Raw genomic sequence first — 23,494 nt, 5'->3', positions numbered from 1 at the left:
CGGACGACGATAGCCTGTGACGATGGATGCGACCCCCGGCCTCGACGACCTCGATCTGAAGATCGTGGCCGCGCTGCAGATCGACGGCCGGCGTTCGTTCAGCAACCTGGGCGAGGAGCTCGGGGTGCCTGCCTCGTCGATCCGGTACCGGGCGAAGCGCCTGCAAGATGAGGGCATCCTGCAGGTCGTCGGCATCGCGAATCCGCTGGCGATCGGATTCGATCTGCTCGCGATCGTCGGTGTCCGCACCAGCCCCGGAACCGCGCGGGACGTGTGTGCCGCCCTCTCGGCGATGCACGAGTCGAGCTACGTCGTCATGACCTCCGGCCGCTTCGACGTGCTGGTCGAGGTGATCGCCCGCGACATCGCCGACATGACCGACGTCCTGCAGAACAAGATCGGCTCCGTCCCCGGAGTGCTCTCCACCGAATCGTTCTTCGTGCTCGAAGTCGCGAAGCTCGCGTACGGCTGGGGCGTTCCCGCGATCGAAGGCCTCGCCGCGGACTCCTCCGCACCGGGGACGCCGACAGCCGACTGACACCCCGTTCGGGGACGCCTGCCTCGACGGCAGGCGTCCCTTCGGCAACGCCCGTCGTCGCCGCCCGGCGCCGCGCAGGCATCCCTCGCCGCGCCCTCCGGCGCGCTCTGCGACACCCACGAAAGGTATTCCCATGTCCACGTCCGAGCCTGAATCACTTCAGGAGCCCACCCACCAACTCCAGGCCGGTGGAATCAGCGCCGCAGGCGTCGCCGTCATGGCGGTCGCCGGCAGCGCGCCCGCCTACACGATCGCGGCGACGACCGCGACCCTCATCGCCGTGGCGGGCGTCGGCGCACCCGCAGCCCTGCTCTGGTGCGCGATCCCCATGCTGGGCATCGCGTGGGCCTTCCTCTACCTGGGCCGCGCAGACGTCAACGCCGGTGCCACCTACTCGTGGGTCGCGCGAGCCCTGCACCCCGTCCTCGGGTTCCTGTCGGGGTGGGCGATGGTCATCTCGATGATCCTGTTCATGCTCGCCGCGGCCCTGCCGGCGGGGTCCATGACGGTGTCGCTGTTCGCACCGGACCAGGTGGACAACGTGGCGCTGGTCACGACCGTGGGCGCCGTCTGGTTCGTCGTGATGGCCTGCCTGGTCTACTTCGGCGTGCACATCACCGCCCGCGCCCAATGGATCATGGGGATCACCGAGGTCGGCATCCTGCTCCTCTTCGGAGTGCTCGCGCTGGTTCGCGCCGCGACCACTGCCCACGCCGGGCTGACATTCTCGTGGAGCTGGTTCGGGTTGTCGCATCTCGCAGGACCCGGCGTATTCGTGGCCGCAGCCCTGGTCGCCGCCTTCTACTTCTGGGGGTGGGATGTCAGCTCGAACCTCAACGAGGAGGCGGTCGACGGCCACAAGTCCGCGGGCCGGGCGGGGCTGATCGGCGTGGCCATCGTCTTCGTGCTGTTCGAGATCTACACCGTCGCGGTCCTGACGTTGATGTCGACCAAGTCGATCGAAGCCAACAGCGCCAATGTGCTCAGCGCGCTCGGCGAGATCATCTGGCCCGGCATCGGTGGCAAGCTCCTGCTGCTCGCCTTCGCGCTGTCCACGATCGCCACCCTGGAGACGGCCCTCGTCCAGGTCACCCGGACGCTGTTCGCCATGGGGCGCGACAACACCATGCCGCGCGCACTCGGGCGGGTGCATCCGCGATGGAAGACGCCGGCCTTCGCCACCGTGGTCGTCGCGGGCGTGTCGCTGGTGCTGTTCGTCGGGTCGAACTTCCTCGGCAGCGTCGCGGACATCATGACGAACGCGATCTCGTCCACCGGCCTCCTCGTCGCCTTCTACTACACGCTCGCGGGCGTCGCGGTGGTGGTGGCGTACCGGCGCGTACTCACCAAGTCGCTCAAGAACTTCCTCCTCATCGGCCTGTGGCCCGCGCTCGGAGCCGTCTTCCTCGGTTGGGTGTTCGTCGCCTCGATCCCCAACAACGCGCCGGTCGTCAACATCGTCGGTGTCGGGCTGATCGCGCTCGGCTTCATCCCCCTCGCGATCTTCTCCCGTCGGGCGAAGACGTACTACTCGCGACGCCCGCTCGAGCTGCCCGCCGAATTCGAGACCGCAAACCCGTCGAACTCCGCTGAGCCCGCAATGCCGGGTGCAGTCTCGGACTGACGTCCTCACGAGAACGAGAAGAGACCTGGTGATCCGGGTCTCTTCTCGCTCACGGAACGGTTGCGCGACGGGCGACCATCTTGCGCTTTTCGGATAGGGCGAGGATGCTGGAAGGCGGAACCGCCCAGAAGAGTAGGTCGTCCGCAGCCGGGCCAATGCCTCCGTCACCCGCTGCCGACGGGGAAGCGCGGAAGCACCTGTGGAGCCTCCCATGGGACGGCTGACCTACGAGCACGACATCAGGGTGGAGTTCGAAGACCGACTGCTCCTGCACCTGCAGCAGGTGATCACCAACAAGCTGCGCCGCGACGAGCCGTTCGTGTTCACGTGGCGGGACGACCCCAGCCTGGCGACGGGCGCACGAGCGTGTGGATCCACGCGCACTCGTCGCTGACCTACAAGTACTACGGCAGCCGGCGCCCGACCCTCAATCGCAACTGGCTCGAAGCCCTCGGGGGGGTCACGGCCAACTCGCCCGAAGGGCTCCACGTCGTCCCCGAGCCCGCCGAGGACCCGCTCGACCGCATCGAGGGGCCGTGAGGTCGGAAGCGGCGTTTCAGAAGGTGGCGTCGAGCGCCGCGTCGAGGTCCGCGAGCAGATCGGACGTCTCTTCGAGGCCGACGGACAGCCGGAGATGACCGAGGCGCCGGAAGGGATCCGGGTACGTCGCGACGCGACCGCCCTCGGTTCCGGTGTGCACGATGAGCGAGTCGTCGTGTCCGAGGGAGAACCCCGAGGTGATCAGGCGGAGGTTGGCGACGAAGCGGTTCTGGACATCGGGATCGCCGTCCACCGCGAACGCGAGCATCCCGCCGAATCCCCGGTCGCCGAACTGACGCCTGGCGAGCTCGTGGTCGGGATGGGACGGCAGCCCGGGGTAGAAGACGTACGCGACGCGCGGGTCTGCGGCGAGGCGCTCGGCGACCGCCTGGGCCGAGGCGGTGTGCTGGCGGAGACGCAGCGGCAGCGTGACCGATCCCCGGTGGATCTGCCAGGCGTTGAACGGCGAGATGATTCCCCCGACATCCACCATGGCGTCTGCCTTGATCGGCTCGATCAGCTCGCGGGAGCCGATCACGGCGCCGCCCATCGCATCGCCGTGTCCGTTGATGTACTTCGTCAGCGAGTGGACGACGAGGTCGGCGCCGTCGCGCAGCGGGCGGTACAGCGGCGGGGGAGTGAAGGTGGAGTCGACCATGAGGATCGCTCCGGCCTCGTGGGTGATCGCCGCGATCGCGGCGACGTCGGCGACCTTCGTCGTCGGATTCGCGATCGCCTCGATGCAGACGAGCCGCGTGTTCGGGCGCATGGCGGCGCGCACCGCGTCGAGATCGCCCACGTCCACGAACGTCGCCTCGATCCCGTAGCGGCCGGGGAGCAGCTCGGTCCACAGGCGCCACGTCGCCTCGTAGGTCACGTCGCTGACCACGACGTGGTCACCGACCCGGACGTGCGTGAAGAACACGGCGTGCAGCGCGGCGACGCCGGAGGCCAGGGCGACCGCGTCCTCGCCGCCGTCGAGAGCGGCGAGCTTCTCCTGCAGCGCCTGCTGGTTGACGCCGGTGTTGCGGGTGTAGAGGCCGGGCGCCGTCGCCGACCAGCTGATCTCGCTCGGGTCGTCCGGCAGGGCGTAGGAGTTCGCCATCACCAGCGGCGTGCGCAGCGCCTTCGTCGAGTCGAGGAGGTTTCCCCCGTGCACGGCGAGGCTGAGGTCGGACAGGGTGCCGGCGCGTTTCCGGTCGGGACGTTCGGACATCGGAATCCTTGAGACGAGGGTGAGCGGTGGATGCTGGTTACGGTAGCGTGTGGGATTGGCAATTGCAATTGCTGATAATGCACGGAGGACTGAATGGCGAACTCGCACCTCGACGAGATCGATCTCCGGATCGTGGAGATGCTGACCGCGAACGCGAGGACCCCTCTGGCGTCCGTCGCGCTCCAGGTCCACCTCTCCCGGAACGCTGTCCGGCAGCGCATCGAGCGGATGGAGCGCGACGGCGTCATCGCCGGCTACACGGTCGTGCGCGGTTCGTCGGCCGCCCGCCAGGTGACGGCGATCGTGATGATCTACCGCGCTGACCGGATGCGCGACGACCGCGTCGTGGCCGAACTGCGGCGCATCCCCGAGGTCGTGCGATGCGACGTGCTCTCCGGCGAGTACGACCTGTTCGTCACGCTGCAGGCCGACTCGATGGATCGCATCGGACAGATCTGGGAACAGGTCGCCGCGATCCCGGGGGTTGCGAACACGGTCACCGCGGTCTCCCTCACGCGCGCGATCGACCGGAGCTGACCGGGCGGGTCAGCCGGCCCCGGCCAGGAGCCGGCCGACGTCCGCACCGGAGAGGTCCGCGTGCGCCGCCACGGCATCCGCGATCGGCTCACCGGTGCGCAGTGCCTGCGTGGCCGCACGCGCGGCGGCCTCGTAGCCGATCACGGGGACCAGTGCCGTCACCGCCCCGACCGCGTTCGCCGCATTCGCGGCCAGGACCTCCTCATTGGCGAGGATGCCGTCGACGCACAGCACGCGCAGGATCCGCGCCCCGTTGGTCAGCCACGCGACCGACTGCAGCAGCGAGTGCGCGATGACCGGCTCGAAGGCGTTCAGCTGCAGCTGTCCGGCCTCGCCGGCGATGCCGACGGTCACGTCCGCGCCCATGACGGCGAACGCGATCTGGTTGATGGTCTCGGGGATGACCGGGTTCACCTTTCCCGGCATGATCGACGACCCGGCCTGCCTCGGCGGCAGGCGGATCTCCCCGAGACCGGTCTGCGGTCCGCTTGCGAGCAGGCGCAGATCGCTGCTGATCTTCGACAGCTTCACCGCGCACCGCCGCAGCAGGCTGGATGCCGTCAAGAACGCGCTCGTGTCCCAGCTCGCCTCGAACAGGTGCGCGGCAGCGGTGATCGGCAGCCCGGAGAGTTCACCGAGGTGGTTGAGGACCCGCTCCCGGTAGCCCTGGGGAGCGGTGACGCCGGTGCCGATCGCGGTGCCGCCGAGGCTGCATTCGAGCAGCAGCGGCACGACCTCCTCGAGGCGCTGCACGTCTTCGCGGATCGCGACGGCGAAGGCGGTGAACTCGTCCCCGAGCCGCATGGGCACGGCATCCTGCAGCTGCGTGCGCCCCACCTTGCCGATGGCACCGAAGGCCATCCCGCGGTCCGCGAACGCCCCGGCGAGTCCGGCGAGCTCGGCCCGGAGCCCCTGGATGCCGCGGGTGACGGCGATCCTGATCGCGGTGGGATAGACGTCGTTGGTGGCCTGGCTGCGGTTGACGTCGTCGATCGGATGAACGACGTCGTACCGCCCGCGGGAGAGACCGAGGCGCTCGAGGGCCGCGTTGGCGACGACCTCGTTGGCGTTCATGTTCGAACTCGTGCCGGCGCCGCCCTGGATGACGTCCACGACGAACTGATCGTGCAGCTCGCCGCGCCGCACCCGCTCGCACGCGTGCGCGATCGCGTCGGCCGTGGCCGCCGGCAGCAGCCCCAGCTCGAGGTTCGCCGCCGCGGCCGCCTGCTTCACCGTGGCGAGCGCCTCCACCAGAGCGGGATGCCGCCCGATCGGCGTGTCGCTGATCGGGAAGTTCTCCTGCGCCCGGGCGGTGTGGATGCCCCAGTAGGCGTCCGCGGGAACGCGGAGCTCGCCGAGGGAGTCCCGCTCGACGCGGAAGGAGGCGGCGGTCATGCGTTGATGCAGATGACCTTGGGCTGGGTCATCTCCTCGTAGGCGAACCGCACCCCTTCGCGGCCCATGCTCCCGTACTTCGCGCCGCCGAACGGCATGCTGTCGACGCGGTAGTCCGACGAGTCGTTGATCATGACGCCGCCCGCCTCCAGCTGCTCCGACACGCGCAGCGCGCGCCCGAGGTCGCCGGTGAACGTCGCGGCGTGCAGCGCGTAGTCGATCTCGTTGGCCTGCAGGATCGCCTGCTCCTCGGTGTCGAAGGGCGACAGCACGACGACGGGGGCGAAGGCCTCGTCGGCCCAGAGCTCGCACGAGAACGGAACGCCCTCGACGACGGTCGGCCAGTAGACGGATCCCTCGCGTCGGTGCCCGGCCAGGACGCGCGCGCCGGCGGCGACGGCATCCGCGACGACCCGCTCCGCGCGCTCGGCGGAGGCCGGGGTGATCATCGGCCCCACATCGGTGGCCTCGTCCGAAGGGTCGCCCGCGCGCAGCGCGACCGTCTGCGCGACGAAGCGCTCCCGGAACCGCGCGTAGATCTCGCGCTCCACCAGGATGCGCTGCGCGCCGACGCAGTTCTGCCCGGCGGCCCAGAAGGCGCCCGAGACGCAGGCCTCGACGGCGGCATCCACATCGGCGTCGGCGAACACGATCACCGGCGCGTTGCCGCCCAGCTCCATCGCGAGCTTCTTGAGACCCGCATTGCGGGCGATCGCCTCGCCGGTGGCGAAGCCGCCCGTGAACGACACCATCCGGACATCCCGCGCGCTCACGAGCGCCTGCGCGAGGTGCCGGTCGCCGTGCACGACGGTGACGATCTCGTCCGGCAGGCCGGCGTCGATCAGCAGACCGACGAGGAACCGCGCGGTCAGGGGAGTGAGCTGCGACGGCTTCAGGATCACCGCGTTGCCGCCGGCGATCGCGGGGCCGATCTTGTGGGCGACCAGGTTCAGCGCGTCGTTGTACGGGGTGATCGCGACGATGATCCCCAGGGGCTCGCGGGTGAACCAGCCGCGGCGGCTCTCGGATCCCTCGAACGCGTCGAACGGGATGACCTCGCCGGCGTCGGAGCGGGCGGCGTCGGCGGACAGTGACAGGGTCATGGTCGCGCGCCGCACCTCCTTGCGCGCCTGCCGGATCGTCTTGCCGGCCTCTCGCACGATGAGGTCCGCCGCCTCGTCTTCCCGCTCCCGCAGGAGCGTGGCCGCGCGGGCCAGGATCTCGTGGCGCGCGAAGCGCGACAGCGACCGGGAGAGTGCGTACCCGGTGCGGGCGCGGTCGAGCAGGGCGTCGAGCTCGGCCGGGTCGTTCTCCGCGACCATGCCGATCGTCGCCCCGGTGTAGGGGTCGGTCACGATCAAGGACGGCCGGCCGGCCGCGGCGGGTTCGACGGCCAGGACGGTGTCGCTCATTCGGATGCTCCGATCATGCTGCGCTGGTGCGCGTCGATCGCGATGATGTCGGACAGCAGGGCGTAGGCGGTCTCCATGCGCCCGGCGCCGGGGCCGGAGACGGTGACCGTGCCGAGCAGATCGGTGTCGAACGAGACGGCGTTGGTCGGGCCGCTGACGCTTGCCAGCGGATGGGTCGAGGGAAGGGCCACCGGCTCGACGGTGGCGACGACGTTCCCGTCGGCATCCCGGGATGCCGAGCCGATCAGCTTCCAGCGGCTCCCGCGGGCGGCCGCGTCGATGATGTCGGCCGCGCTGACCTCGGAGATTCCGCGGCGCTCGACGTCCGCGGTGGTGATCTGCGCGCCGAGGATCTCGTTGGCGAGGATCACGATCTTCAGCTGGACGTCGGACCCCTCGATGTCCGCGGTGGGGTCGGCTTCGGCGTAGCCGAGCGCCTGGGCCTCGGCGACGGCGTCGTCGAGCGTCATCCCGCTCTCCATCTGGCCGAGGACGTAGTTGCTCGTCCCGTTCAGGATGCCCTGGACGCCGTTCACCCGCAGGCCCTTGAGCGTCTCGCCGGCGAATCGCAGGATCGGCGTGCCGCTGACGACCGACCCCTCGTACTCGAAGGTGACGCCGTGCGCGGCGGCGAGGCGGTTCAGCTCGGTGCCCGCCAGCGCGACCGGTCCCTTGTTGGTGGTGGCGACGCTCTTGCCGCTCTCGATCGCCGCGCGGACGTGGGAGACGGCCGGCTCGCCGTCGAGCGGGTTCGTGAACGTGGCCTCGACGACGATGTCCGCCGTCGTGTTGCGGATGACGAAGTCGTTCTGCGGGACGGCCGCCCCGCCCGGCCGTCCGGCGAACGTGTCCATCGGCGACATCGCGAACACCTCGCCGAGATCGATCCCGTCGGCCTGCATGAGGGAGCCGAGACGCAGGTCCGTGATGGCCACGACGCGCAGCGCGAAGCCGAGCTGATCGGTGAGCTCGTCCGCCCGCTCGTGGATGATCTGGGCGAGCGCTCGGTTCACGCCGCCGAAGCCGATCAGCGCGATGTCATGACGGTTCACGTCGGACTCCTTTGTAAAGTCGGGGGGGAGGGACCGATCCAGTCTCCGGAACCGCCGTGTCGGCCCGCGCCTGTCAGAACGGCCGGGGAGCATGTCGATTCGACCGCGCCGCCGCCCGTTCGCCCGATTCCGTTCGGACGCCGTGTTCGTCGCGTCGAACCCTTGCGCGGGGGTCGGCCGCCGGGTAATCTCCCGGAAATATCCCCCGTGCAGTATTCACACAATGTTGTGATGATCAAGCACGCCATTCCACCCGTGACCCGATTGGTGACTCTTCCCATGAGCCAGACATTCCAAGAGGCAGAGCTGCCCAACGCTCTGCCTCACACCACCGCCACCCAGGTGCCCCTGCGCCGGTTGCAGCGTTCCATGGACGCGCGGCACCTGGTCATGATCGCCCTCGGCGGCGTGATCGGATCCGGGCTGTTCCTCAGCTCCGGCTACACGATCAGCCAGGCGGGCCCGCTCGGCGCGATCATCGCCTACCTCGTCGGAGCGCTCGTCGTCTATCTGGTGATGGCGTGCCTGGGCGAGCTGGCGATCGCGTACCCGGTCTCCGGCGCCTTCCACATCTACGCCGCGCGGTCGATCGGGCCCGCGACCGGGTTCACCACCGCGTGGCTGTACTGGCTGTGCTGGGTCGTCGCCCTCGGCTCGGAGTTCACCGCCGCCGGCATCCTGATGCAGCGCTGGTTCCCGCACGTCGACGTGTGGGTGTGGTGCCTCATCTTCGCCGCGGGCCTGTTCACCATCAACGCGATCTCCGCCCGCGTCTTCGGTGAGCTGGAGTTCTGGTTCTCCCTCATCAAGGTCGTCGCGATCGTCGCCCTGATCGTGCTCGGCGGCGCCGCGATCTTCGGCATCACCCCGCTGTCGACCGAGCACCCGCCCGCCGTGCTGCTGAGCAACTTCATGACCCCGAACGGGCTGTTCCCGCACGGCGTCGGCGGCGTCGTCGTCACGACCCTGGCCGTCTTCTACGCGTTCAGCGGGTCGGAGCTCATCGGCGTCGCCGCCGGCGAGACGAAGGACCCCGGAAAGAACATCCCGCGTGCTCTGCGCTCGACGGTGTGGCGTCTGCTGATCCTGTTCGTGGGCTCCATCACCGTGATCGCCGCCATCCTGCCCTACGACAAGGCGAGCGTCACCAGCAGCCCGTTCGTCGACGTCTTCCACTACGTCGGCATCCCGTACGCGGCGGACATCATGAACTTCGTCATCATCACGGCGCTCCTCTCGGCCGGCAACAGCGGTCTCTACTCGTGCGCGCGGATGCTGTTCTCGCTCGCCGAGGAAGGCCACGCGCCCAAGCCCCTGACCAAGCTGACCCGCCGCGGCATTCCGCTGGTCGCCCTGTGCGTGAGCATCGTGCTCGGGCTCGTGTCGCTCATCTCGAGCGTCATCGCGCCCCAGACCGTCTACCTGGTGCTCGTGTCGATCGCCGGATTCGCGGTGGTGGCGGTGTGGATGTCGATCGTGGCGTCGCAGTTCTTCCACCGGCGGAAGTTCCTGCGGGAGGGAGGCGACCTCGCGTCGCTGCCGTACCGTACCCCGCTGTATCCCGTCCTGCCGATCGTGACGTTCCTGCTGCTGCTGGTCTCGGTGGTCGCGATCGCGTTCGACCCGACCCAGATCGCGGCGCTGTACTTCGGCATCCCGTTCGTCGGCCTGTGCTACCTGTTCTTCTGGTGGCGCTACGGACGACGTGGCGCGAAGGCCGCGGCGACCGTGTCCGAGGAGGCGCCCGTCGACGTGGCGGACGACCCCGTCGCGGAAGAACCCGCGACCGGGCCCGGCGCAGGCCTGCGCTGACAGAGGCCGGACGAGGAGCCGAGGACCGACGATGACCGCGACGCCGACCTGCATAGAGATCGACACCGCCGCGATCGCCCACAACCTCGGGGCGGTGCGGGACGAGCTCGGGCCGCACCTGCCGCTGTGCGCTGTGGTGAAAGCGGACGCATACGGCCATGGCCTCGACCTCGTTCTGCCCGTCCTGCTGTCGTTCGGCGTCACCGCGATCGGGGTGACGTCGAACGACGAGGCGGCTGCGGCCCGTGCGGGCGGATTCCGCGGCCGCATCCTCCGGCTGCGCACCGCACTCCGCGAGGAGATCGAGGACGGCGCCCGCCACGACATCGAGGAGTGGGTCGGCGGCGGACGCCACGCCGAGGTCGTCGCGGCGGCCGCGCGCGCCGTCGGCGGCAGGATCCGCATCCACGTCTCGCTGAACTCCACCGGGCTCAGTCGCGACGGCATCCACGGGACCACCTCCGACGCCGCCCGGTCCGAACTGGAGCGGATCGCCGCCGACCCGCACCTCCGGCCGACCGGCGTGTGCTCGCACTTTCCCTGCGAGGATGCCGATGACGTCGCAGACGGTGCCCGGACGTTCGCGGAGGAGTCCCGGCGTGCCGCCGCGATCCTCGGCGGGAGGCGGTCGCCGGGAGTCGAACGCCACTGCGCGACGTCCTTCGCCGCGCTCACCGTCCCCGCCTCCCGGTTCGACCTCGTCCGCATCGGTGCCGCGCTCTACGGCGACACGTCGGCGTCGGGCGTCGACCTCCGGCCCGCCATGCGCGTCGTCTCCCGGATCGCCGCCGTCAACGACTACCCGGCCGGCAGCACGGTCGGGTACGACCGCACGCATCGGCTGCGGCATCCGTCTCGGCTTGCGGTCGTGCCCCTCGGCTACGCGGACGGCTACAGCCGGGCGCTCGGCGGCCGCGCGCACGTGCTGATCCACGGCACGCCGGCCCCGGTCGTCGACCGGCTGGCGATGAACACCCTCGTCGTGGACGTGACGCAGGTGCCGGAGGCTCGCATCGGAGACGACGTGGTGCTCTACGGACGCCAGGGCGACGCGACGATCTCGTCTCTCGATCTGGAACGGGCGAGCGGGCAGATCGCCGCTAACCTCTATACAGCGTGGGGGCGGCTGAGCCGCCGCGTCGTGGCCGAGGGCACGGCGCATCGCCCGAGAGCGAACGCCGAGACCGCCGATGAGATCGTGACGACCCGATGAGCCAACCGTCCTCCTTCCTGCAGGGCCTGACGCTGATCGATGCCGTCGTGCAGCGCGAGCGCTCGCGCCGCCTGGCCCACAACGCCTCGCGGCTCTCCGAGGCCACCGGCATCGAGCGCAGCCGCGTCTCCCGCCTGACCCACGAGCTGCGCGAACTCGGATTCCTGGAGCGGGATCCCGCGGCCGTCTTCAACACGGGCGACGCGTACTTCCGGACCGCCGGCGTGCTCAACCAGCCGTGGCTGCGCGCGGCGCGCAGCGAACTTCGCCGGCTCGCGACCGGACTGGGCATGTCGGCGCAGATCGCGGCGGCCAGCGGCGCCGGTGCGCTCCTGCTGCGCTCCGAGACGCCGGGCGACCTGCTCGCCTCCTACCTGCATCCCGGAATGACCACCCCGATCTGGTGCACCGGCGCCGGCCGCGCGCTCCTGTGGGAGTTCTCCTCGGCCGAACTGGAAGACCTTCTCGGCGGCGTCCAGTTCGTCGGCGTGGGCGGCCCCGGGGCCGCGCGGTCCACCGCCGGCGTCGAGGCGCTCCTGGTACGCGACCGGGCGCGGGGAATCGTGATCGCCGAGGAGGAGTACGCGGAAGGCGTCTTCGAGTACGCGCTGCCGATCCACGACGGCGCCTGCGTCGTCGCCTCGATCGCCGTCGCGGGCCGGCAGTTGAGCGCCCGCCGCTCGCGGGAGGCGCAGAGCGCCCTCGCGGACGTGCAGTCGCGGCTCGTCGCCCTGGCGTCCCGCGCGGACTAGGAGCCCGCCGGGGCGCCGAGCGCGATCGAGAGCTCGGCGGCCGCGGCGACGCACACCTGCGCGAGCGCGGCGGTCCGCGGTTCGAGCGACGCCCGCTCGCCGACGATCTGGACCGCGGCCACGACCTCGGCGCGGAAGTCCCAGACCGGAGCCGACACCGAGTACAGGTCGGGTTCGGCCTCCTGGTCCACGATCGCGTATCCCCGCGCGCGGCTCCTCTGCAGCCGGGCGAGGAAGTCGTCCACCGACCGCGGGGCGTTCGGCCCCTGGCTGCGGAACTCCGTCTGCGCGAAGACGGCACGGACCTCGTCGTCCGACGCATCCCAGAGCACGGCTTGTCCGGCGTCGCTGCAGAAGGCGGGGTAGGCGCGCCCGATCCAGGAGCCGATCATGCCCGACCCGGAAGGGATGCTCTCGACGACCGTGACCGTGCTGTCGCCGGCGAGGACACCCAGGAAGCAGGGTTCTCCGACCGTGGCGGCGAGGGCATCCATGATCGACAGGCCGACCGTGCGCAGCCGGCCGTCGACGAGTTCCTGGGCGGTGGCGTACCACCCCCAGGAGAGGCGGTATTTCCCGTCCGCGTCCTTCTCGGCCAGATCCTGTGCGGCCAGCGCGGACAGCGTCCGGGAGACCTGCGACCGCTCGCGCCCGAGCGTGCGGGCGATCTCCTGCACGGATGCGCCGCCGTGCCGGTCGGCCATCAGGTCGGCCAGGCACGTGATCACCTCGAGGCCGCGGCCCATGCTCGACAGGGCGGGAGGAGCCTCGGTGGATCGGGACATGCCACGAGGGTACCCGAGCGCCGAGCACGCTCGGCGGCGCACCACCGTCTCACGGCGAGCACCACGCTGGACGGATGCCACGATGGACTCATGAGCACTTCCGCACGGGTGACGATCCTCGACGGCGGCCTGTCGACCGCCCTGGAGCAGCAGGGCGTCGTGGTGGACGGCGCGCTGTGGACGGCACGGCTTCTCGCCGAGGAGCCCGAGCAGATCGTCCGTGCCCATCGTTCGTACTTCGCCGCCGGCGCCCAGGTCGCCACGACCGCGACCTACCAGGCGAGCGAAGCAGGGTTCCGTGCAGCCGGCTTCGACGCCGACACGGCGCGCGAACTCGTGGCGCGCGGAGTCGCGGTCGCTCGCGAAGCGCGTGACGCGTCCGACTCGCCCGCGGACCTCCGCGTCGCCGCGTCGGTGGGGCCCTACGGGGCCGTCCTCGGTGACGGCTCCGAGTATCGCGGCCGGTACGGCGTCTCGGCGAAGAGACTGCGAGACTTCCACGGCCCTCGTCTCGACATCCTCGCCGCGGCCGGCCCCGACCTGTTCGCCGTCGAGACGATCCCCGACCTCGACGAGGCGGTCGTGCTCGTCGAGCTCCTCGACGAGATCGGGCTGCCCGCATGGTTCAGCTACTCCGTCCGCGGGGAGGAGACCTGTGCGGGCCAGCCCCTCAGCGAGGCCTACGCGGCGCTGGCCGGCTGCTCGGCCCTCGTCGCGGCGGGGGTCAACTGCTCGCGCGACACGGATGTGCTCGGCGCGGTGGAGACGGCGGTGCGGCAGACCGGGCTTCCGGGGATCGCCTACCCGAACCGGGGCGGTGTCTGGGACCCGGTCAGCAAGACGTGGTCCGAAGAGCACCCGTTCGACGTCGCCCTCGTCGACGCGTGGATCGCCGCGGGCGCGACGTACATCGGCGGATGCTGCGGGTACGGACCCTCCGACATCGCGGCGCTCACCCGGCGCGTTCAGGTCCGGGCATCCTGACGGTCAGACCTCGGCGACGGCGCGGGTGAGTTCGGCCGGAATCTCGCGGGCGAGGAAGCCGATCCCGGCCCGCTCGGTGAGCCGATCGCCCGCGCGGGCGTGGGCCCAGCTGCCCCACACCGCCGCCTGGGCGAGCGGAACACCGCGCGCGACGAAGCCGGCGATCGCGCCGGCCAGGACGTCGCCGCTGCCCGACGTCCCGAGCCCGGGGCCGCCCGCGCGCACGCGCCAGGACGTGCCGTCCGGGGTCGTGATCTCGCCGTAGCAGGTGACGACCGCGCGGTAGCGGCGGGCGATCTCGCCCAGGTCCGGGTGCTCACCGTGCGTCGGCTCCTGCCCGAGGAGGATCGCGGCCTCCTCGCGATTGGGAGAGAGGACGAGTTCGTCGGGCAGCGCGTCGCGATCGATGTGGGGGAGGACGCCGAGGGCGAAGGCATCCAGGACCATCCGGCGCACACCGCAGCGGGCCACGGCGAGCAGAGTCTGTCGTGTCCCTTCGGGGTCGTCGAACCCGCAGCCGACCAGCGCGGCACCCGCCGACCCGAGCGCGCCGCGCACGCGGTCGCCGAGATCGTCCTCGGGGTCGACCGGCAGGGAGTGGACCGCGGCCTCCGGCATCACGACGCCGAGCTGCCCCTCGATGGAGGCCGGAACCACCACGGCGAGCCGGCCGGCCCCGACGCGCAGCGCCGCTTCGCCGGCGAGGAAGACCGCGCCGGGGGAGCGGCGTGAGCCGCCGACGACCATGACGTCGCCGCGCGACTTCTTCGACTCGCCCGGATCGGGCAGCCCCCACCCGCGCAGCAGGTCGGGGGTGACCTCGCTCTCATTCCGGTTCGACATCGGCACTCCCGGGATGGACGGTGACCGGCGCGCCCTCGACCTGCAGGTGGCCGACGTCGGAGAAGTCGCGCAGTTCCCAGCCGGCGGGGGTGCAGGTCAGGTGGGTCACCGACGCATTGAGCACGGTGTGGGATGCCGCGAATTCCAGGAGCTCCGGTTCGTCGAGGCGGAGCAGGACGAAGAGGGCGAGCATGACCACGGCATCGTGGGCGACGAGGAGTCCGCCCCCGGAGCAGCGGGGGAGCTCGTCGCCGAAGAAGGACCGCAGGCGCAGGGCGACGTCCGCCCACGACTCGCCGCCCGGCGGCCGGTGGTAGAACTTGCCGAGGTGGCGACGCCGCTCGGCTTCCTCCGGGTGCCGCGCGGCGACCCCGCGGCGGGTGAGGAGATCGAGGATCCCGAGTTCACGGTCGCGCAGCCGCTCGTCCGTGACCGTGGGCGCTGCGCCGGCATCCTCCGCGCGGGCGATCTCGAGCGTTTCGCGCGCGCGCCGATAGGGCGAGACCCAGCACATGCCGACGGCGTCCGCATGCGCGGACCACCAGCGGCCGAGCGCCGTCGCCTGCTCGCGGCCGGTCGCCGACAACGGGACGTCGGCGTCGCGGGTGTCGATCGGGATGCGCTCGAGCCCGGTGCGTTCCGCGTGGCTCGCCGCGACGTTCGCGACACTCTCCCCGTGTCGCACCAGCCAGAGGTCGGTCGCCGTCATCCCCACAGACTAGGAATCCCCGCCGTCGACATCGACCGGGTTGACAACGCACGTGTCGTCAGCCACGACAGCGATGTAGCCTGGCCGGGATGCAGCCTGGCCGGAGGGAGGCCGGAATGTCGTTCCGGAGCATGCGAACGCTGGAGTCGTGGCTCGACGAGTTCCTCGCGCTCGGCTACGCGTTCGACGGCGACGTGCGGGTCGTTCCGCAGGACGGCGCAGAGGATGCCAACACCGGCCTCGTCGTGGTGCAGATCGCCGACCCGCCCACGGTGATCTCGATCCAGCCGGAGCCTCAGAATCCGATGCGGTGGATGGTCACCCTGGAGCCCCGGGAGTCCGCGGTGACGCTGCCCGCGCCCCAGGTGCTGAACTTCGCAGCAGAACTGTCGGTGCTCGCGGCGCTGTGCGCGTTCCTGCAGGCGAAGTCCCTGCAGTTCGACGGGTTCGATCACCCCTGATCGTCAGCGCGGGGATGCCTGGCCGGTGGCCACGGACGCGGCGTTGGTGTACTCGTCGAGGGCTGCCGCGAACTGTTCGACGAGGTCCTGGTCGCCCGCCTCGGCCGAGGCGAGGTGGAAGGCGTCGTCGAACCTCGTCAGCGCCGACCAGGGCGGAGAGCTGAGATCCACCGTGGCGGTGAGGCGGTTGACGCGGCGGTCTTCGGCATCCACATCGCGGCGCGCGGCGCCCCGACTGACCAGTCGATCGATCAGCGTCGTCACGCCGGCGGATGTGATGCCGAGGTAGGCGGAGAGGTTGCCGGGACGGGTGCCGGGATGATCGGCGATGAACAGGAGCGCGCGGGCGTCGAGTTCATTGATGCTCAGCTCGCGTCGCGCGGCGATCAGCGCGGTGCTGCGCGACTGCAGATATCGCTGCAGCGCCTCGGTCAACGGGGAAGCGCCCCGTCCGTCCGGTTCCATGCCGCCCCCTCCGTAGCGTGCCTCGGTCCCAGGCTATCAGACACTTAGCGTCCTTGACTTTTAAAATATTTATCTAAATATGCGAAATAAAGTGTAGACTGCTCGTGAAGCACCCCGGGAGCCGCGTCCATGGCACCCGGCCACGATCGGAGGAATTCCATGGGCGTTCTCTACTACTCGGCCGCCCCGCCGGTCGTCATTCCGGATCGGCTGCTGGCCCATCTGAAGATCGTCATCACGGCCAAACTGCGCCGTGATGAGCGGTTCACGCTCTCGTTCGCCCCCTCGGACAGTGACGCCGGCGCCACGAGCACGATCTGGCTCGGATCGGCGATCCCGCTGCGGTTCGAGTTCGACGGCGACCAGCCCGAGGCGCTGGATCCTCTCGTGCTGCAGCAGCTCGCCGCGGAGGCGAACTCCACCCGGGGTATCGTCCTGCGGCTCGAGCCGGCCTCGGTCCCCGCGCTGGCAGGTGCATGATGGGCAAGCTCACCTACGACAAGACCGTCAAGGCCGACTTCGAGGATCGTGCGCTCACGCACCTGCAGATCGTGATGGTCAACAAGCTCCGCCGCGGCGAGCCGTTCATGTTCAGCTGGAAGGACGACGCCAGCCTCGGCAACGGACGGACCACCATCTGGGTGCACCCGTCCGTCAGCCTGGTCTTCAAGTTCTACGGCTCGCGGCGACCCGACGTCAATCCCGCCTGGATCGAAGCGCTCGCGCAGACCGCCAACGCCCAATTCGGCCTCTACCTCGTTCCCGAACCCAGCGGGCCTGCCGCGTCGCGGTCGGACGAGCACGACATGCTCGCGGTCGGCGCCTAGCAGACGAGGCCGTCCGGGGTGTTCGCGCATGAAAACACGTGGCCCTGACATCGGTCAACCCCCTGCACCCGATTCGGAGAGGCTGCCTACGGTGGCCGCTCAGCGAGGGCGCCGAGGACCGGTTCCCTCGGTCCAGAAGTGGCGGACGGTCACGAATCGTCCGCCGCGTTCGCGACGAAGGGAATCATCATGCGCAAGAAGCTGCTTGGCGGAGTGGGAGCCGCCGCGCTCACCGCAGCACTCGCATTCGGAGCGGTCATCCCCGCTCAGGCGGCCCCGGCACCGGTCGTCCACTCACAGGCAGTCGGCGCCCCGACGAGGGCCGCCGTCCAACCCGCGCAGATCACGCAGACCATCACGAACACGGCCGGACAGGTCATCGGCACGTTCACCGGAACGTTCACACCGACGGGGTTCACGTCGCAGAACGGGCAGCTGAACGTCAACGGTCTGCTCAACGGCACCGTGACGAACGCCGCAGGACAGGTGCTCGCCACCGTCACGAACCAGGCGACCAGCACCACCGTGACCAACGCGGCCGGCCAGAACAGCTGCAAGATCCTGAATCTCGTCCTCGGCCCGCTGCACCTCGACGTGCTCGGACTGGTCGTCGACCTGAATCAGGTCAATCTCAACATCACGGCCGTTCCGGGCGCGGGCAACCTGCTCGGAAACCTGCTCTGCTCGGTCGCCGGCCTTCTCGACAACGGGAACGGCGTGAACGGGCTGGCCAACATCCTGAACCACCTGCTCGGCCTGTGATCAGACGGGGCATCGACGGTTCGCCGGCGAACCGCTGACGACCGCAGTCACGAGCGAAGCCCGGATCCACCCGATGGTGGTCCGGGCTTCGCTCTGTTCTGCGGCGCCGAGCCGAGCGACCGCAGGAAGCAAGCTGACGATTCCCTGACGTTTTCCGTCCCACGGGTCTGCTTTCGTCCCCCGGACCGCAAACTGGAAGACTGCCAAACGCCAGGCCCCCGGCAGTCCCGCCCGACCGAAGGCCTCCGATGACCTCTGTTCCCGCCGTGACCGATCCCGCAACGCCCACCCCTCCCTACCTCGAGGAAGACCTCGCCACCGACGACATCGGTGTTGCCGACGCCATCCTGCAGCGCCTCTACCCGGTGGCTCATTTCCGGGAGTCCCGCGGCCCGTTCCGGCTCGAGCAGACCACCCGCGGGGCCGGCGGCATCACGTTCGTGCGCTTCAAGACCGAGTCGTGGATCGACAACGCCGTCGAGTTCGAGCAGATGGTGGGTTTCGGCTTCGTGCTCGGCGGAATGTACGAGGCCCGGACGGGCCGAGAGCAGCTCGATACGACACGGCCGTTCCTGTTCCGGCCCGGGCCCGCATCCGCCACCTCGGAGCAGATCGACATCATGCTGGTCAACATCGACCTCGATGTGCTGACGAGGTCGGTGCTGCAGCGAGCCGGCGTCGACGAGGGACGACTGAGCCTGTGCTCGACCGCGCCGGTCTCCGAGGCGATGCGTCGGCACTGGACCCGCACCGTCGGGTACACCTGGACGAGTGTTCTGCAAGAACCAGAGGTGTTCCGCAACGATCTGGCCCGCTCGGGCGCTCTCGAAGCGGTCCTCGCGACGGCGACCGCGGCGTTCCCTGTCGAGGTGCTTCATGCCGGCCGGGCACACGATGCGGTCGCCGTGTCGCGCGCGGTCCGGATCGCCCGGGAGTACATCGAGCATCACGCCGATGCGCCGCTGACCGTGGACCTCATCGCCCGGCAGGCGCACGTCTCGGTGCGGGCGCTGCAGAACGCCTTCCGGCGCGATCTCGACACCACCCCGCTCGCCTACCTTCGCCGGGTGCGGCTCACCCGCGCCCGAGACGAGCTCCTGGACGGGGGCCTCGGCACCGTGTCGGTGGCCGACGTGGCCCGCCAGTGGGGCTTCACGAACCTCGGCCGGTTCGCTGCCGAGTACGCCGCGCTCTTCGGCGAGAAGCCGTCGCGGACGCTCCGGAGCTGACCCGCGACCGGCCCCGGCTCAGAACTCGGCGAGGTTCTCGCGCAGCCCGCCCGGTCCGAACCGCTCGCGGAGGATGCCGCGGCGGCGCAGCACAGGCACGAGCTCATCGAGGGCGCGGTGGATCGTCACCGGGTGCAGGTCGCCCGAGAAGATGAGGCCGTCGTTGTCGGCGTCGTCGCCGAGCGCCTGGATCACGTCCGCGATCTCCTCCGCCGTGCCGACCGTGCCGCCATGGCCGTCGGTGATGCGTCCGAGGCGGGCCTTGCCGGCGAGGATCTCGCGCAGCGGGACGCCGTCGAAGGCCTCGTGGGTGCCGAGCAGCCCGCGGATCGTGCCCTTGGACACGTGATCGCCGAACACGGCCGGATCGAGCGGCCGGTCGAGGTCGAGCGCAGTCAGATCCGTCTCCAGGTCGCTCGACCACGCTTCGGCGATCTCGAGCAGCACCTCCTCGTCGGGGGCGAGCGAAGCCTGCACGATCCGGTCGGCCTCCTCGGTGCTGGCCGCGACGATCGGCTTGAACACGAACAGCACCGCGATGTCGTCGGGCGAGCGGCCGTGGGATGCCGCCGCCTCGTGGACGCGGGAGCGGTAGGCGCGGATGGTGGCCACGTCGAGGTTCGACAGCGCCAGCTGGATCTCGGAGTTGCGGCCGGCGAAGTCGATCCCGCGCGGCGAGCCGCCGGGGGAGGCGACGATCGGGTCTCCGGCGGGCAGGGGTTCGGCGTTGAGCGGGCCGTCGAACGAGAAGTACTCGCCGCGGTGCTGCACGGCGCGGATCTTCGATCCGTCGGCGTAGACCTGGGTCGCCGGGTCGGCGATGAGTGCTCCGTCCTCCCAGCTGTGCCAGAGGAGGCGCAGGGCATCCAGCCACTCCTGCGCGCGATCGTACGCGGCATCGTGCGGCAGGCGTTCGGTGCCGAAGTGGTGGGCGCTGCCGACGTCCGTGACGACGTTGAGGCCGAGGCGGCTGCCGCTCAGATGCTGCAGCGACGCGAACTGGCGCGCGGCAAGGTACGGCGGATACGACGCCGGGTTGGCGGTGGGGATGACGCCCAGGTGCTGCGTGGCGGCGAACAGGTAGGGCGCGAGCGTCCACGGGTCGTGCTTCGGCCCGCCGTACGCCTTGCGGACCCGCAGGTTCAGCGTCGACGGCGTGATGCCGACCGACAGGGCGTCCTCGATGAGCACGAAATCGAAGCCGGCCTGCTCGAGCTCGCGCGCCGACTGCTGGTAGAGGTCGGGGCGCTGCCAGGCGTAGTTCCACTCGTGGTACGGCCGGGCCCAGCCGTGCGGGCCGAACCCGCGCGAGAGGAACCATCCGAAGTGCTGGGGCTTGGTCATGTCAGTCCTGCTCGCTGAAGGAGGTCGGCGGCGGTCGCGGTGGCGAGAGCCTGGTCGAGGTCGGCGATGAGGTCGTCCGGCTCTTCGAGACCGATCGACAGGCGCAGCAGCCCCGGCCCGATCCCGGCGTCGGCGAGTTCCGCCTCGTCGCGCAGCACGTGGGTCGTGGTCGCGGGGTGCAGCACGAGCGAACGGGTGTCGCCGAGGTGCGTCATCCTCGTGAACAGCCGCAGGCTGTCGGTGAACGTGCGCGCCGCGTCGCGGCCACCGCGGACGGTGACGGCGAAGACGGCCCCCTGCCCGTGCGGAAGGTACCGGCGCGCGAGGGCATGGTGCGGGCTCGAGGGCAGCCCGCTGTAGTCGACGGACTCGACGGACGGATGCCGCTCGAGCCACTGCGCGAGGCGCAGAGCGGTCGCGGACTGGCGGGCCACGCGCAGGGAGAGCGTCTCGATGCCCTGCAGGATGAGGAACGCGTTGATCGGCGACGGCACCGGGCCGAAGCGCATCGCGACCCGGCGGGCGTGCTCGAGGAACGCGACAGCGCCCGACCGTTCCACGAGCGTGCGGCCGTCGACGCCGCGGTGTGCGGTCAGCTGCGGATACCGCCCGCCCGTGTCGTGCCACGGGAATCGCCCGCCGTCGACGATCACTCCGCCGAGCACGGTGCCGTGTCCGGCGAGGAACTTGCTCGCCGAATGCACCACGATGTCCGCGCCGTGCTCGAGGGGGCGGACCAGGTACGGCGTGCCCAGCGTGTTGTCCACGACGAGCGGACGCCCGTGCCGGTGCGCGACCTCGGCGACCGTTGCGATGTCGAGCACGTCGTTCTTCGGATTCGGGATCGACTCGGCGAACAGGACCTTGGTCTCCGGCCGGATGCCGGCCGCCCACGCGGCCGGGTCGGTGTGGTCGCGCACGAACGTGGTCTCGACGCCGAGGCGCGCCAGGTCGTCGCGCAGCAGTTCGCGGGTGCCCTCGTAGAGGCTGCCGGAAGCCAGGACGTGATCGCCGGCCGAGACGAGGGCGAGGATCGTGGTGGCGACCGCCGCCTGCCCGCTGCCGACGAGAAGCGCGCCCCGTCCCGACTCCAGGTCGGCGATGCGCCGCTCGGCCGCGGCGCTGGTCGGGTTGCCGACGCGGGAGTAGCTGAACCCGTCGTCGGTGCCGGCGAAGCGCTCGTGCCCCTGCTCGAAGTCGTCGAACACGAACCCGGCGGTCAGGTGGATCGGCGTGGCGCGCGGCCGGTACGGTCCCTCCGGTTCGAACCCCGCGTGCACCTGCCGCGTCGAGAAGTGCAGACGCGGGGCGGAGCCGCCGGCATCGGGCCGTGCGGGGGAGTCGGAGCGGGGCATGCCGCCACGATAGGGGGCGGTCGCCGCGGCATCCGGCGAGCGTCGTCACGCGGCGTCACCCGGGCGTCACGCAGGGTAACCCGGCCGCGCATACGGCCCCGATCGGGGATGCGCAAGCCCCCTGTCGCACCGCCGCCGCCGGCGTAGACCGGCGTCATGGACCACTCGATCGCCCCCGTGCTCGACGCGCTCGCCGACTACCGTCGCCTCGACCGCTACGGCTTCACGCCCCCCGGCCACCGGCAGGGACGCGGTGCCGATCCGCGCGTGCGGGACGTGCTCGGCGGGGCGCTCGCCGTCGACGTGCTCGCCACCGCGGGCCTCGACGACCGCACCTCGGGCAACGGGTACCTGCAGCGGGCGCAGGACCTGATGGCCGACGCCGTCGGCGCCGACCGGGCGTTCTTCCCCACGTGCGGGAGTTCCCTGTCGGTGAAGGCATCCATCCTCGCCGTCACGCGCGGGCAGGGCGACATCCTGATCGGCCGCGACGCGCACAAGTCCGTCGTCGCCGGGCTGGTGCTCTCCGGCCTGCAGCCGCGCTGGATCGACGTGCGATACGACCGGGAGCTGCACCTGGCGCATCCGCCGTCGCCCGCCGCCGTCGAGGAGATGTGGCAGCGGTATCCGGATGCGTCCGCCGCTCTGATCACGAGCCCCACGCCCTACGGCACCTGCACGGATCTGAAGGCGGTCGCCGACATCTGCCACTCCCACGGGAAGCCGCTCATCGTCGACGAGGCCTGGGGTGCGCACCTGCCGTTCCACGAGTCGCTGCCGACGTGGGCGATGGACGCCGGCGCAGACATCTGCGTGGTCAGCGTCCACAAGATGGGAATCGGCTTCGAGCAGGGCTCGGTCTACCACCTGCAGGGAGGACTGGTCGATCCGATCCGGCTGAAGCAGTGCGCCGACGTGCTGGCGACGACGAGCTCGAACGTGCTCCTCTACGCCGCGATCGACGGCTGGCGGCGGCAGATGGTCGAGCACGGCCACGACCTCCTCACCCGTGCTCTCGACCTGACGGAGCGCTTCCGCGCCGCAGTCGACGCGATCGACGGGCTGCACGTGCTCCGGGACGAGCTCCTCTCGGCAGAGGCCTCCCACGACCTCGACCCGCTGCACGTGCTCATCGACGTCAGCGGACTCGGGGCCTCCGGCTACCAGGTGGCCGATTGGCTCCGGGCCGAGCACCGGATCGACATGGGCATCAGCGACCATCGCCGCGTGGAGGCGACCCTGTCGCAGTGCGACGACGACGAGACGACGGGGCGGCTCCTGGACGCCCTCCGGCTGCTTCCGGATGCCGCGCGGCAGTGGCGGCCCGGGCCTCCGGTGGTTCTGCCGGGGGAGTCGGCGTTCGTCCCCGAGCAGGCGCGCGCTCCGCGGGAGGCCTTCTTCGGCCCGGTGGAGGCCGTCCCCGCGACCGAAGCCGCCGGCCGCATCTGCGCGGAGCAGCTGACCCCCTACCCGCCGGGGATCCCGGCGATCCTGCCCGGCGAGGTCATCGTCGCCGAAGTGGTCGAGTATCTGCGAAGCGGTCTGGCCGCGGGCATGGTCATCCCGGACGCGGCCGACCCGACGCTGGAGACCGTCCGGGTCGTCCGGGACGTCCCGGACGGGGGTCTCGCCGCCTGAG

General features: G+C 70.6%; 23 protein-coding genes and 1 pseudogene. 14 read left to right on the top strand and 10 right to left on the bottom strand.

Going from position 1 to position 23,494, the window contains the following annotated elements; translation table 11 throughout:
* Window positions 1-22 precede the first annotated feature (22 nt).
* From LK09_RS07560 to LK09_RS22245, 3 genes and pseudogenes are all read left to right on the top strand, one after another.
* Window positions 23-538 (top strand): Lrp/AsnC family transcriptional regulator, encoded by a 516-nt coding sequence (locus tag LK09_RS07560; RefSeq protein WP_052226499.1) that lies wholly within the window; start codon window positions 23-25, stop codon window positions 536-538.
* A gap of 133 nt (window positions 539-671) precedes the next feature.
* Window positions 672-2,162 (top strand): APC family permease, encoded by a 1,491-nt coding sequence (locus LK09_RS07555; RefSeq protein ID WP_052226498.1) that lies wholly within the window; start codon window positions 672-674, stop codon window positions 2,160-2,162.
* 211 nt (window positions 2,163-2,373) lie between these two features.
* Window positions 2,374-2,702, top strand: a pseudogene (locus tag LK09_RS22245) (DUF7882 family protein).
* Between the two features lie 16 nt (window positions 2,703-2,718).
* Here LK09_RS22245 and LK09_RS07545 read toward each other — a convergent pair.
* Window positions 2,719-3,918: a trans-sulfuration enzyme family protein gene (locus LK09_RS07545; protein ID WP_039397589.1), complete on the bottom strand. Its 1,200-nt coding sequence runs from the start codon at window positions 3,916-3,918 to the stop codon at window positions 2,719-2,721.
* A gap of 93 nt (window positions 3,919-4,011) precedes the next feature.
* On the opposite strand from LK09_RS07545, the gene LK09_RS07540 reads away from it, so the two are divergent.
* The gene (locus LK09_RS07540) at window positions 4,012-4,455 is read left to right on the top strand and encodes an Lrp/AsnC family transcriptional regulator (RefSeq protein WP_039397587.1); all 444 of its coding nucleotides are present in this window, start codon (window positions 4,012-4,014) and stop codon (window positions 4,453-4,455) included.
* A gap of 9 nt (window positions 4,456-4,464) precedes the next feature.
* On the opposite strand, the gene LK09_RS07535 is transcribed toward LK09_RS07540, so the two are convergent.
* Genes LK09_RS07535 through LK09_RS07525 form a run of 3 tightly spaced genes read right to left on the bottom strand, consistent with a single transcriptional unit; the run spans window position 4,465 to window position 8,314 of the window.
* Window positions 4,465-5,850: an aspartate ammonia-lyase gene (locus LK09_RS07535; protein WP_039397585.1), complete on the bottom strand. Its 1,386-nt coding sequence runs from the start codon at window positions 5,848-5,850 to the stop codon at window positions 4,465-4,467.
* Window positions 5,847-7,262 (bottom strand): aldehyde dehydrogenase family protein, encoded by a 1,416-nt coding sequence (locus tag LK09_RS07530; protein WP_039397583.1) that lies wholly within the window; start codon window positions 7,260-7,262, stop codon window positions 5,847-5,849. The genes LK09_RS07535 and LK09_RS07530 overlap by 4 nt, the downstream gene beginning before the upstream one ends.
* Window positions 7,259-8,314, bottom strand: a complete 1,056-nt coding sequence (locus tag LK09_RS07525; RefSeq protein WP_039397581.1) for a homoserine dehydrogenase — start codon at window positions 8,312-8,314, stop codon at window positions 7,259-7,261. Before LK09_RS07525 ends, LK09_RS07530 begins: the two co-directional genes overlap by 4 nt.
* A 279-nt stretch (window positions 8,315-8,593) precedes the next feature.
* Between LK09_RS07525 and LK09_RS07520 the strand changes: the two genes are divergently transcribed.
* Genes LK09_RS07520 through LK09_RS07510 form a run of 3 tightly spaced genes read left to right on the top strand, consistent with a single transcriptional unit; the run spans window position 8,594 to window position 12,091 of the window.
* Window positions 8,594-10,126: an amino acid permease gene (locus LK09_RS07520; protein ID WP_039397579.1), complete on the top strand. Its 1,533-nt coding sequence runs from the start codon at window positions 8,594-8,596 to the stop codon at window positions 10,124-10,126.
* A gap of 31 nt (window positions 10,127-10,157) precedes the next feature.
* On the top strand, window positions 10,158-11,339 hold the full coding sequence (gene alr, locus LK09_RS07515) for an alanine racemase (protein ID WP_052226497.1): 1,182 nt from the start codon (window positions 10,158-10,160) through the stop codon (window positions 11,337-11,339).
* Complete coding sequence (locus tag LK09_RS07510) at window positions 11,336-12,091, top strand: IclR family transcriptional regulator domain-containing protein (protein ID WP_039397577.1); 756 nt, start codon at window positions 11,336-11,338, stop codon at window positions 12,089-12,091. Before alr ends, LK09_RS07510 begins: the two co-directional genes overlap by 4 nt.
* Here the strand turns inward: LK09_RS07510 and LK09_RS07505 are convergent.
* Complete coding sequence (locus LK09_RS07505) at window positions 12,088-12,876, bottom strand: IclR family transcriptional regulator (protein ID WP_039397576.1); 789 nt, start codon at window positions 12,874-12,876, stop codon at window positions 12,088-12,090. The genes LK09_RS07510 and LK09_RS07505 overlap by 4 nt on opposite strands.
* A 90-nt stretch (window positions 12,877-12,966) precedes the next feature.
* On the opposite strand from LK09_RS07505, the gene mmuM reads away from it, so the two are divergent.
* The gene (gene mmuM / locus LK09_RS07500) at window positions 12,967-13,860 is read left to right on the top strand and encodes a homocysteine S-methyltransferase (protein WP_039397574.1); all 894 of its coding nucleotides are present in this window, start codon (window positions 12,967-12,969) and stop codon (window positions 13,858-13,860) included.
* A gap of 3 nt (window positions 13,861-13,863) precedes the next feature.
* Here mmuM and LK09_RS07495 read toward each other — a convergent pair whose 3' ends face one another.
* Window positions 13,864-14,703: an ADP-dependent NAD(P)H-hydrate dehydratase gene (locus tag LK09_RS07495; RefSeq protein ID WP_039397572.1), complete on the bottom strand. Its 840-nt coding sequence runs from the start codon at window positions 14,701-14,703 to the stop codon at window positions 13,864-13,866.
* Window positions 14,687-15,412: a histidine phosphatase family protein gene (locus LK09_RS07490; RefSeq protein ID WP_039397570.1), complete on the bottom strand. Its 726-nt coding sequence runs from the start codon at window positions 15,410-15,412 to the stop codon at window positions 14,687-14,689. The genes LK09_RS07495 and LK09_RS07490 overlap by 17 nt, the downstream gene beginning before the upstream one ends.
* A 116-nt stretch (window positions 15,413-15,528) precedes the next feature.
* Here LK09_RS07490 and LK09_RS07485 point away from each other — a divergent pair, with 116 nt between their 5' ends.
* Window positions 15,529-15,873, top strand: a complete 345-nt coding sequence (locus LK09_RS07485; RefSeq protein WP_052226496.1) for a hypothetical protein — start codon at window positions 15,529-15,531, stop codon at window positions 15,871-15,873.
* Between the two features lie 3 nt (window positions 15,874-15,876).
* Here the strand turns inward: LK09_RS07485 and LK09_RS07480 are convergent, their stop codons facing one another.
* Window positions 15,877-16,338 carry a MarR family winged helix-turn-helix transcriptional regulator gene (locus tag LK09_RS07480; RefSeq protein ID WP_039397569.1) on the bottom strand — a complete coding sequence of 154 codons (462 nt, stop codon included), beginning with the start codon at window positions 16,336-16,338 and terminating at the stop codon, window positions 15,877-15,879.
* A 159-nt stretch (window positions 16,339-16,497) separates the two neighbouring features.
* Here LK09_RS07480 and LK09_RS07475 point away from each other — a divergent pair, with 159 nt between their 5' ends.
* From LK09_RS07475 to LK09_RS20635, 4 genes are all read left to right on the top strand, one after another.
* Entirely contained in the window at window positions 16,498-16,818 is a 321-nt protein-coding gene (locus LK09_RS07475) for a DUF7882 family protein (protein ID WP_039397566.1), read from the top strand.
* A complete protein-coding gene (locus tag LK09_RS07470) occupies window positions 16,818-17,165 on the top strand; it encodes a DUF7882 family protein (protein WP_039397565.1) in 348 nt (115 codons plus the stop codon). The genes LK09_RS07475 and LK09_RS07470 overlap by 1 nt, the downstream gene beginning before the upstream one ends.
* 189 nt (window positions 17,166-17,354) lie before the next feature.
* Window positions 17,355-17,927: a hypothetical protein gene (locus LK09_RS07465; RefSeq protein WP_039398281.1), complete on the top strand. Its 573-nt coding sequence runs from the start codon at window positions 17,355-17,357 to the stop codon at window positions 17,925-17,927.
* Between the two features lie 266 nt (window positions 17,928-18,193).
* Window positions 18,194-19,156, top strand: coding sequence for a helix-turn-helix transcriptional regulator (locus tag LK09_RS20635; protein WP_197060988.1), 963 nt, complete (start codon window positions 18,194-18,196; stop codon window positions 19,154-19,156).
* 18 nt (window positions 19,157-19,174) lie between these two features.
* Here the strand turns inward: LK09_RS20635 and LK09_RS07455 are convergent, their stop codons facing one another.
* Together LK09_RS07455 and LK09_RS07450 are read right to left on the bottom strand one after the other, a co-directional pair.
* A complete protein-coding gene (locus tag LK09_RS07455) occupies window positions 19,175-20,500 on the bottom strand; it encodes an NtaA/DmoA family FMN-dependent monooxygenase (RefSeq protein ID WP_039397563.1) in 1,326 nt (441 codons plus the stop codon).
* A complete protein-coding gene (locus LK09_RS07450) occupies window positions 20,497-21,855 on the bottom strand; it encodes an O-acetylhomoserine aminocarboxypropyltransferase/cysteine synthase family protein (RefSeq protein ID WP_052226494.1) in 1,359 nt (452 codons plus the stop codon). The genes LK09_RS07455 and LK09_RS07450 overlap by 4 nt, the downstream gene beginning before the upstream one ends.
* A 156-nt stretch (window positions 21,856-22,011) precedes the next feature.
* Here LK09_RS07450 and LK09_RS22125 point away from each other — a divergent pair, with 156 nt between their 5' ends.
* Entirely contained in the window at window positions 22,012-23,493 is a 1,482-nt protein-coding gene (locus LK09_RS22125; RefSeq protein ID WP_039397560.1) for an aminotransferase class I/II-fold pyridoxal phosphate-dependent enzyme, read from the top strand.
* Window position 23,494 lies beyond the last annotated feature (1 nt).

This window comes from Microbacterium mangrovi, from assembly GCF_000802305.1.
In the GTDB taxonomy this organism is placed as follows: domain Bacteria; phylum Actinomycetota; class Actinomycetes; order Actinomycetales; family Microbacteriaceae; genus Microbacterium; species Microbacterium mangrovi.
Note: the sequence above shows the minus strand (reverse complement) of the source record. Positions and strands in the feature narration are given on the sequence as shown.

What these genes read in the sequence shown, in the direction of transcription:
- LK09_RS07560 (WP_052226499.1), top strand. Translation starts at nt 23, where the DNA reads ATGGATGCGACCCCCGGCCTCGACGACCTCGATCTGAAGATCGTGGCC.
- LK09_RS07555 (WP_052226498.1), top strand. Translation starts at nt 672, where the DNA reads ATGTCCACGTCCGAGCCTGAATCACTTCAGGAGCCCACCCACCAACTC.
- LK09_RS07545 (WP_039397589.1), bottom strand. Translation starts at nt 3,918, where the DNA reads ATGTCCGAACGTCCCGACCGGAAACGCGCCGGCACCCTGTCCGACCTC.
- LK09_RS07540 (WP_039397587.1), top strand. Translation starts at nt 4,012, where the DNA reads ATGGCGAACTCGCACCTCGACGAGATCGATCTCCGGATCGTGGAGATG.
- LK09_RS07535 (WP_039397585.1), bottom strand. Translation starts at nt 5,850, where the DNA reads ATGACCGCCGCCTCCTTCCGCGTCGAGCGGGACTCCCTCGGCGAGCTC.
- LK09_RS07530 (WP_039397583.1), bottom strand. Translation starts at nt 7,262, where the DNA reads ATGAGCGACACCGTCCTGGCCGTCGAACCCGCCGCGGCCGGCCGGCCG.
- LK09_RS07520 (WP_039397579.1), top strand. Translation starts at nt 8,594, where the DNA reads ATGAGCCAGACATTCCAAGAGGCAGAGCTGCCCAACGCTCTGCCTCAC.
- alr (WP_052226497.1), top strand. Translation starts at nt 10,158, where the DNA reads ATGACCGCGACGCCGACCTGCATAGAGATCGACACCGCCGCGATCGCC.
- LK09_RS07510 (WP_039397577.1), top strand. Translation starts at nt 11,336, where the DNA reads ATGAGCCAACCGTCCTCCTTCCTGCAGGGCCTGACGCTGATCGATGCC.
- LK09_RS07505 (WP_039397576.1), bottom strand. Translation starts at nt 12,876, where the DNA reads ATGTCCCGATCCACCGAGGCTCCTCCCGCCCTGTCGAGCATGGGCCGC.
- mmuM (WP_039397574.1), top strand. Translation starts at nt 12,967, where the DNA reads ATGAGCACTTCCGCACGGGTGACGATCCTCGACGGCGGCCTGTCGACC.
- LK09_RS07495 (WP_039397572.1), bottom strand. Translation starts at nt 14,703, where the DNA reads ATGTCGAACCGGAATGAGAGCGAGGTCACCCCCGACCTGCTGCGCGGG.
- LK09_RS07490 (WP_039397570.1), bottom strand. Translation starts at nt 15,412, where the DNA reads ATGACGGCGACCGACCTCTGGCTGGTGCGACACGGGGAGAGTGTCGCG.
- LK09_RS07485 (WP_052226496.1), top strand. Translation starts at nt 15,529, where the DNA reads ATGTCGTTCCGGAGCATGCGAACGCTGGAGTCGTGGCTCGACGAGTTC.
- LK09_RS07480 (WP_039397569.1), bottom strand. Translation starts at nt 16,338, where the DNA reads ATGGAACCGGACGGACGGGGCGCTTCCCCGTTGACCGAGGCGCTGCAG.
- LK09_RS07475 (WP_039397566.1), top strand. Translation starts at nt 16,498, where the DNA reads ATGGGCGTTCTCTACTACTCGGCCGCCCCGCCGGTCGTCATTCCGGAT.
- LK09_RS07470 (WP_039397565.1), top strand. Translation starts at nt 16,818, where the DNA reads ATGGGCAAGCTCACCTACGACAAGACCGTCAAGGCCGACTTCGAGGAT.
- LK09_RS07465 (WP_039398281.1), top strand. Translation starts at nt 17,355, where the DNA reads ATGCGCAAGAAGCTGCTTGGCGGAGTGGGAGCCGCCGCGCTCACCGCA.
- LK09_RS07455 (WP_039397563.1), bottom strand. Translation starts at nt 20,500, where the DNA reads ATGACCAAGCCCCAGCACTTCGGATGGTTCCTCTCGCGCGGGTTCGGC.
- LK09_RS07450 (WP_052226494.1), bottom strand. Translation starts at nt 21,855, where the DNA reads ATGCCCCGCTCCGACTCCCCCGCACGGCCCGATGCCGGCGGCTCCGCC.
- LK09_RS22125 (WP_039397560.1), top strand. Translation starts at nt 22,012, where the DNA reads ATGGACCACTCGATCGCCCCCGTGCTCGACGCGCTCGCCGACTACCGT.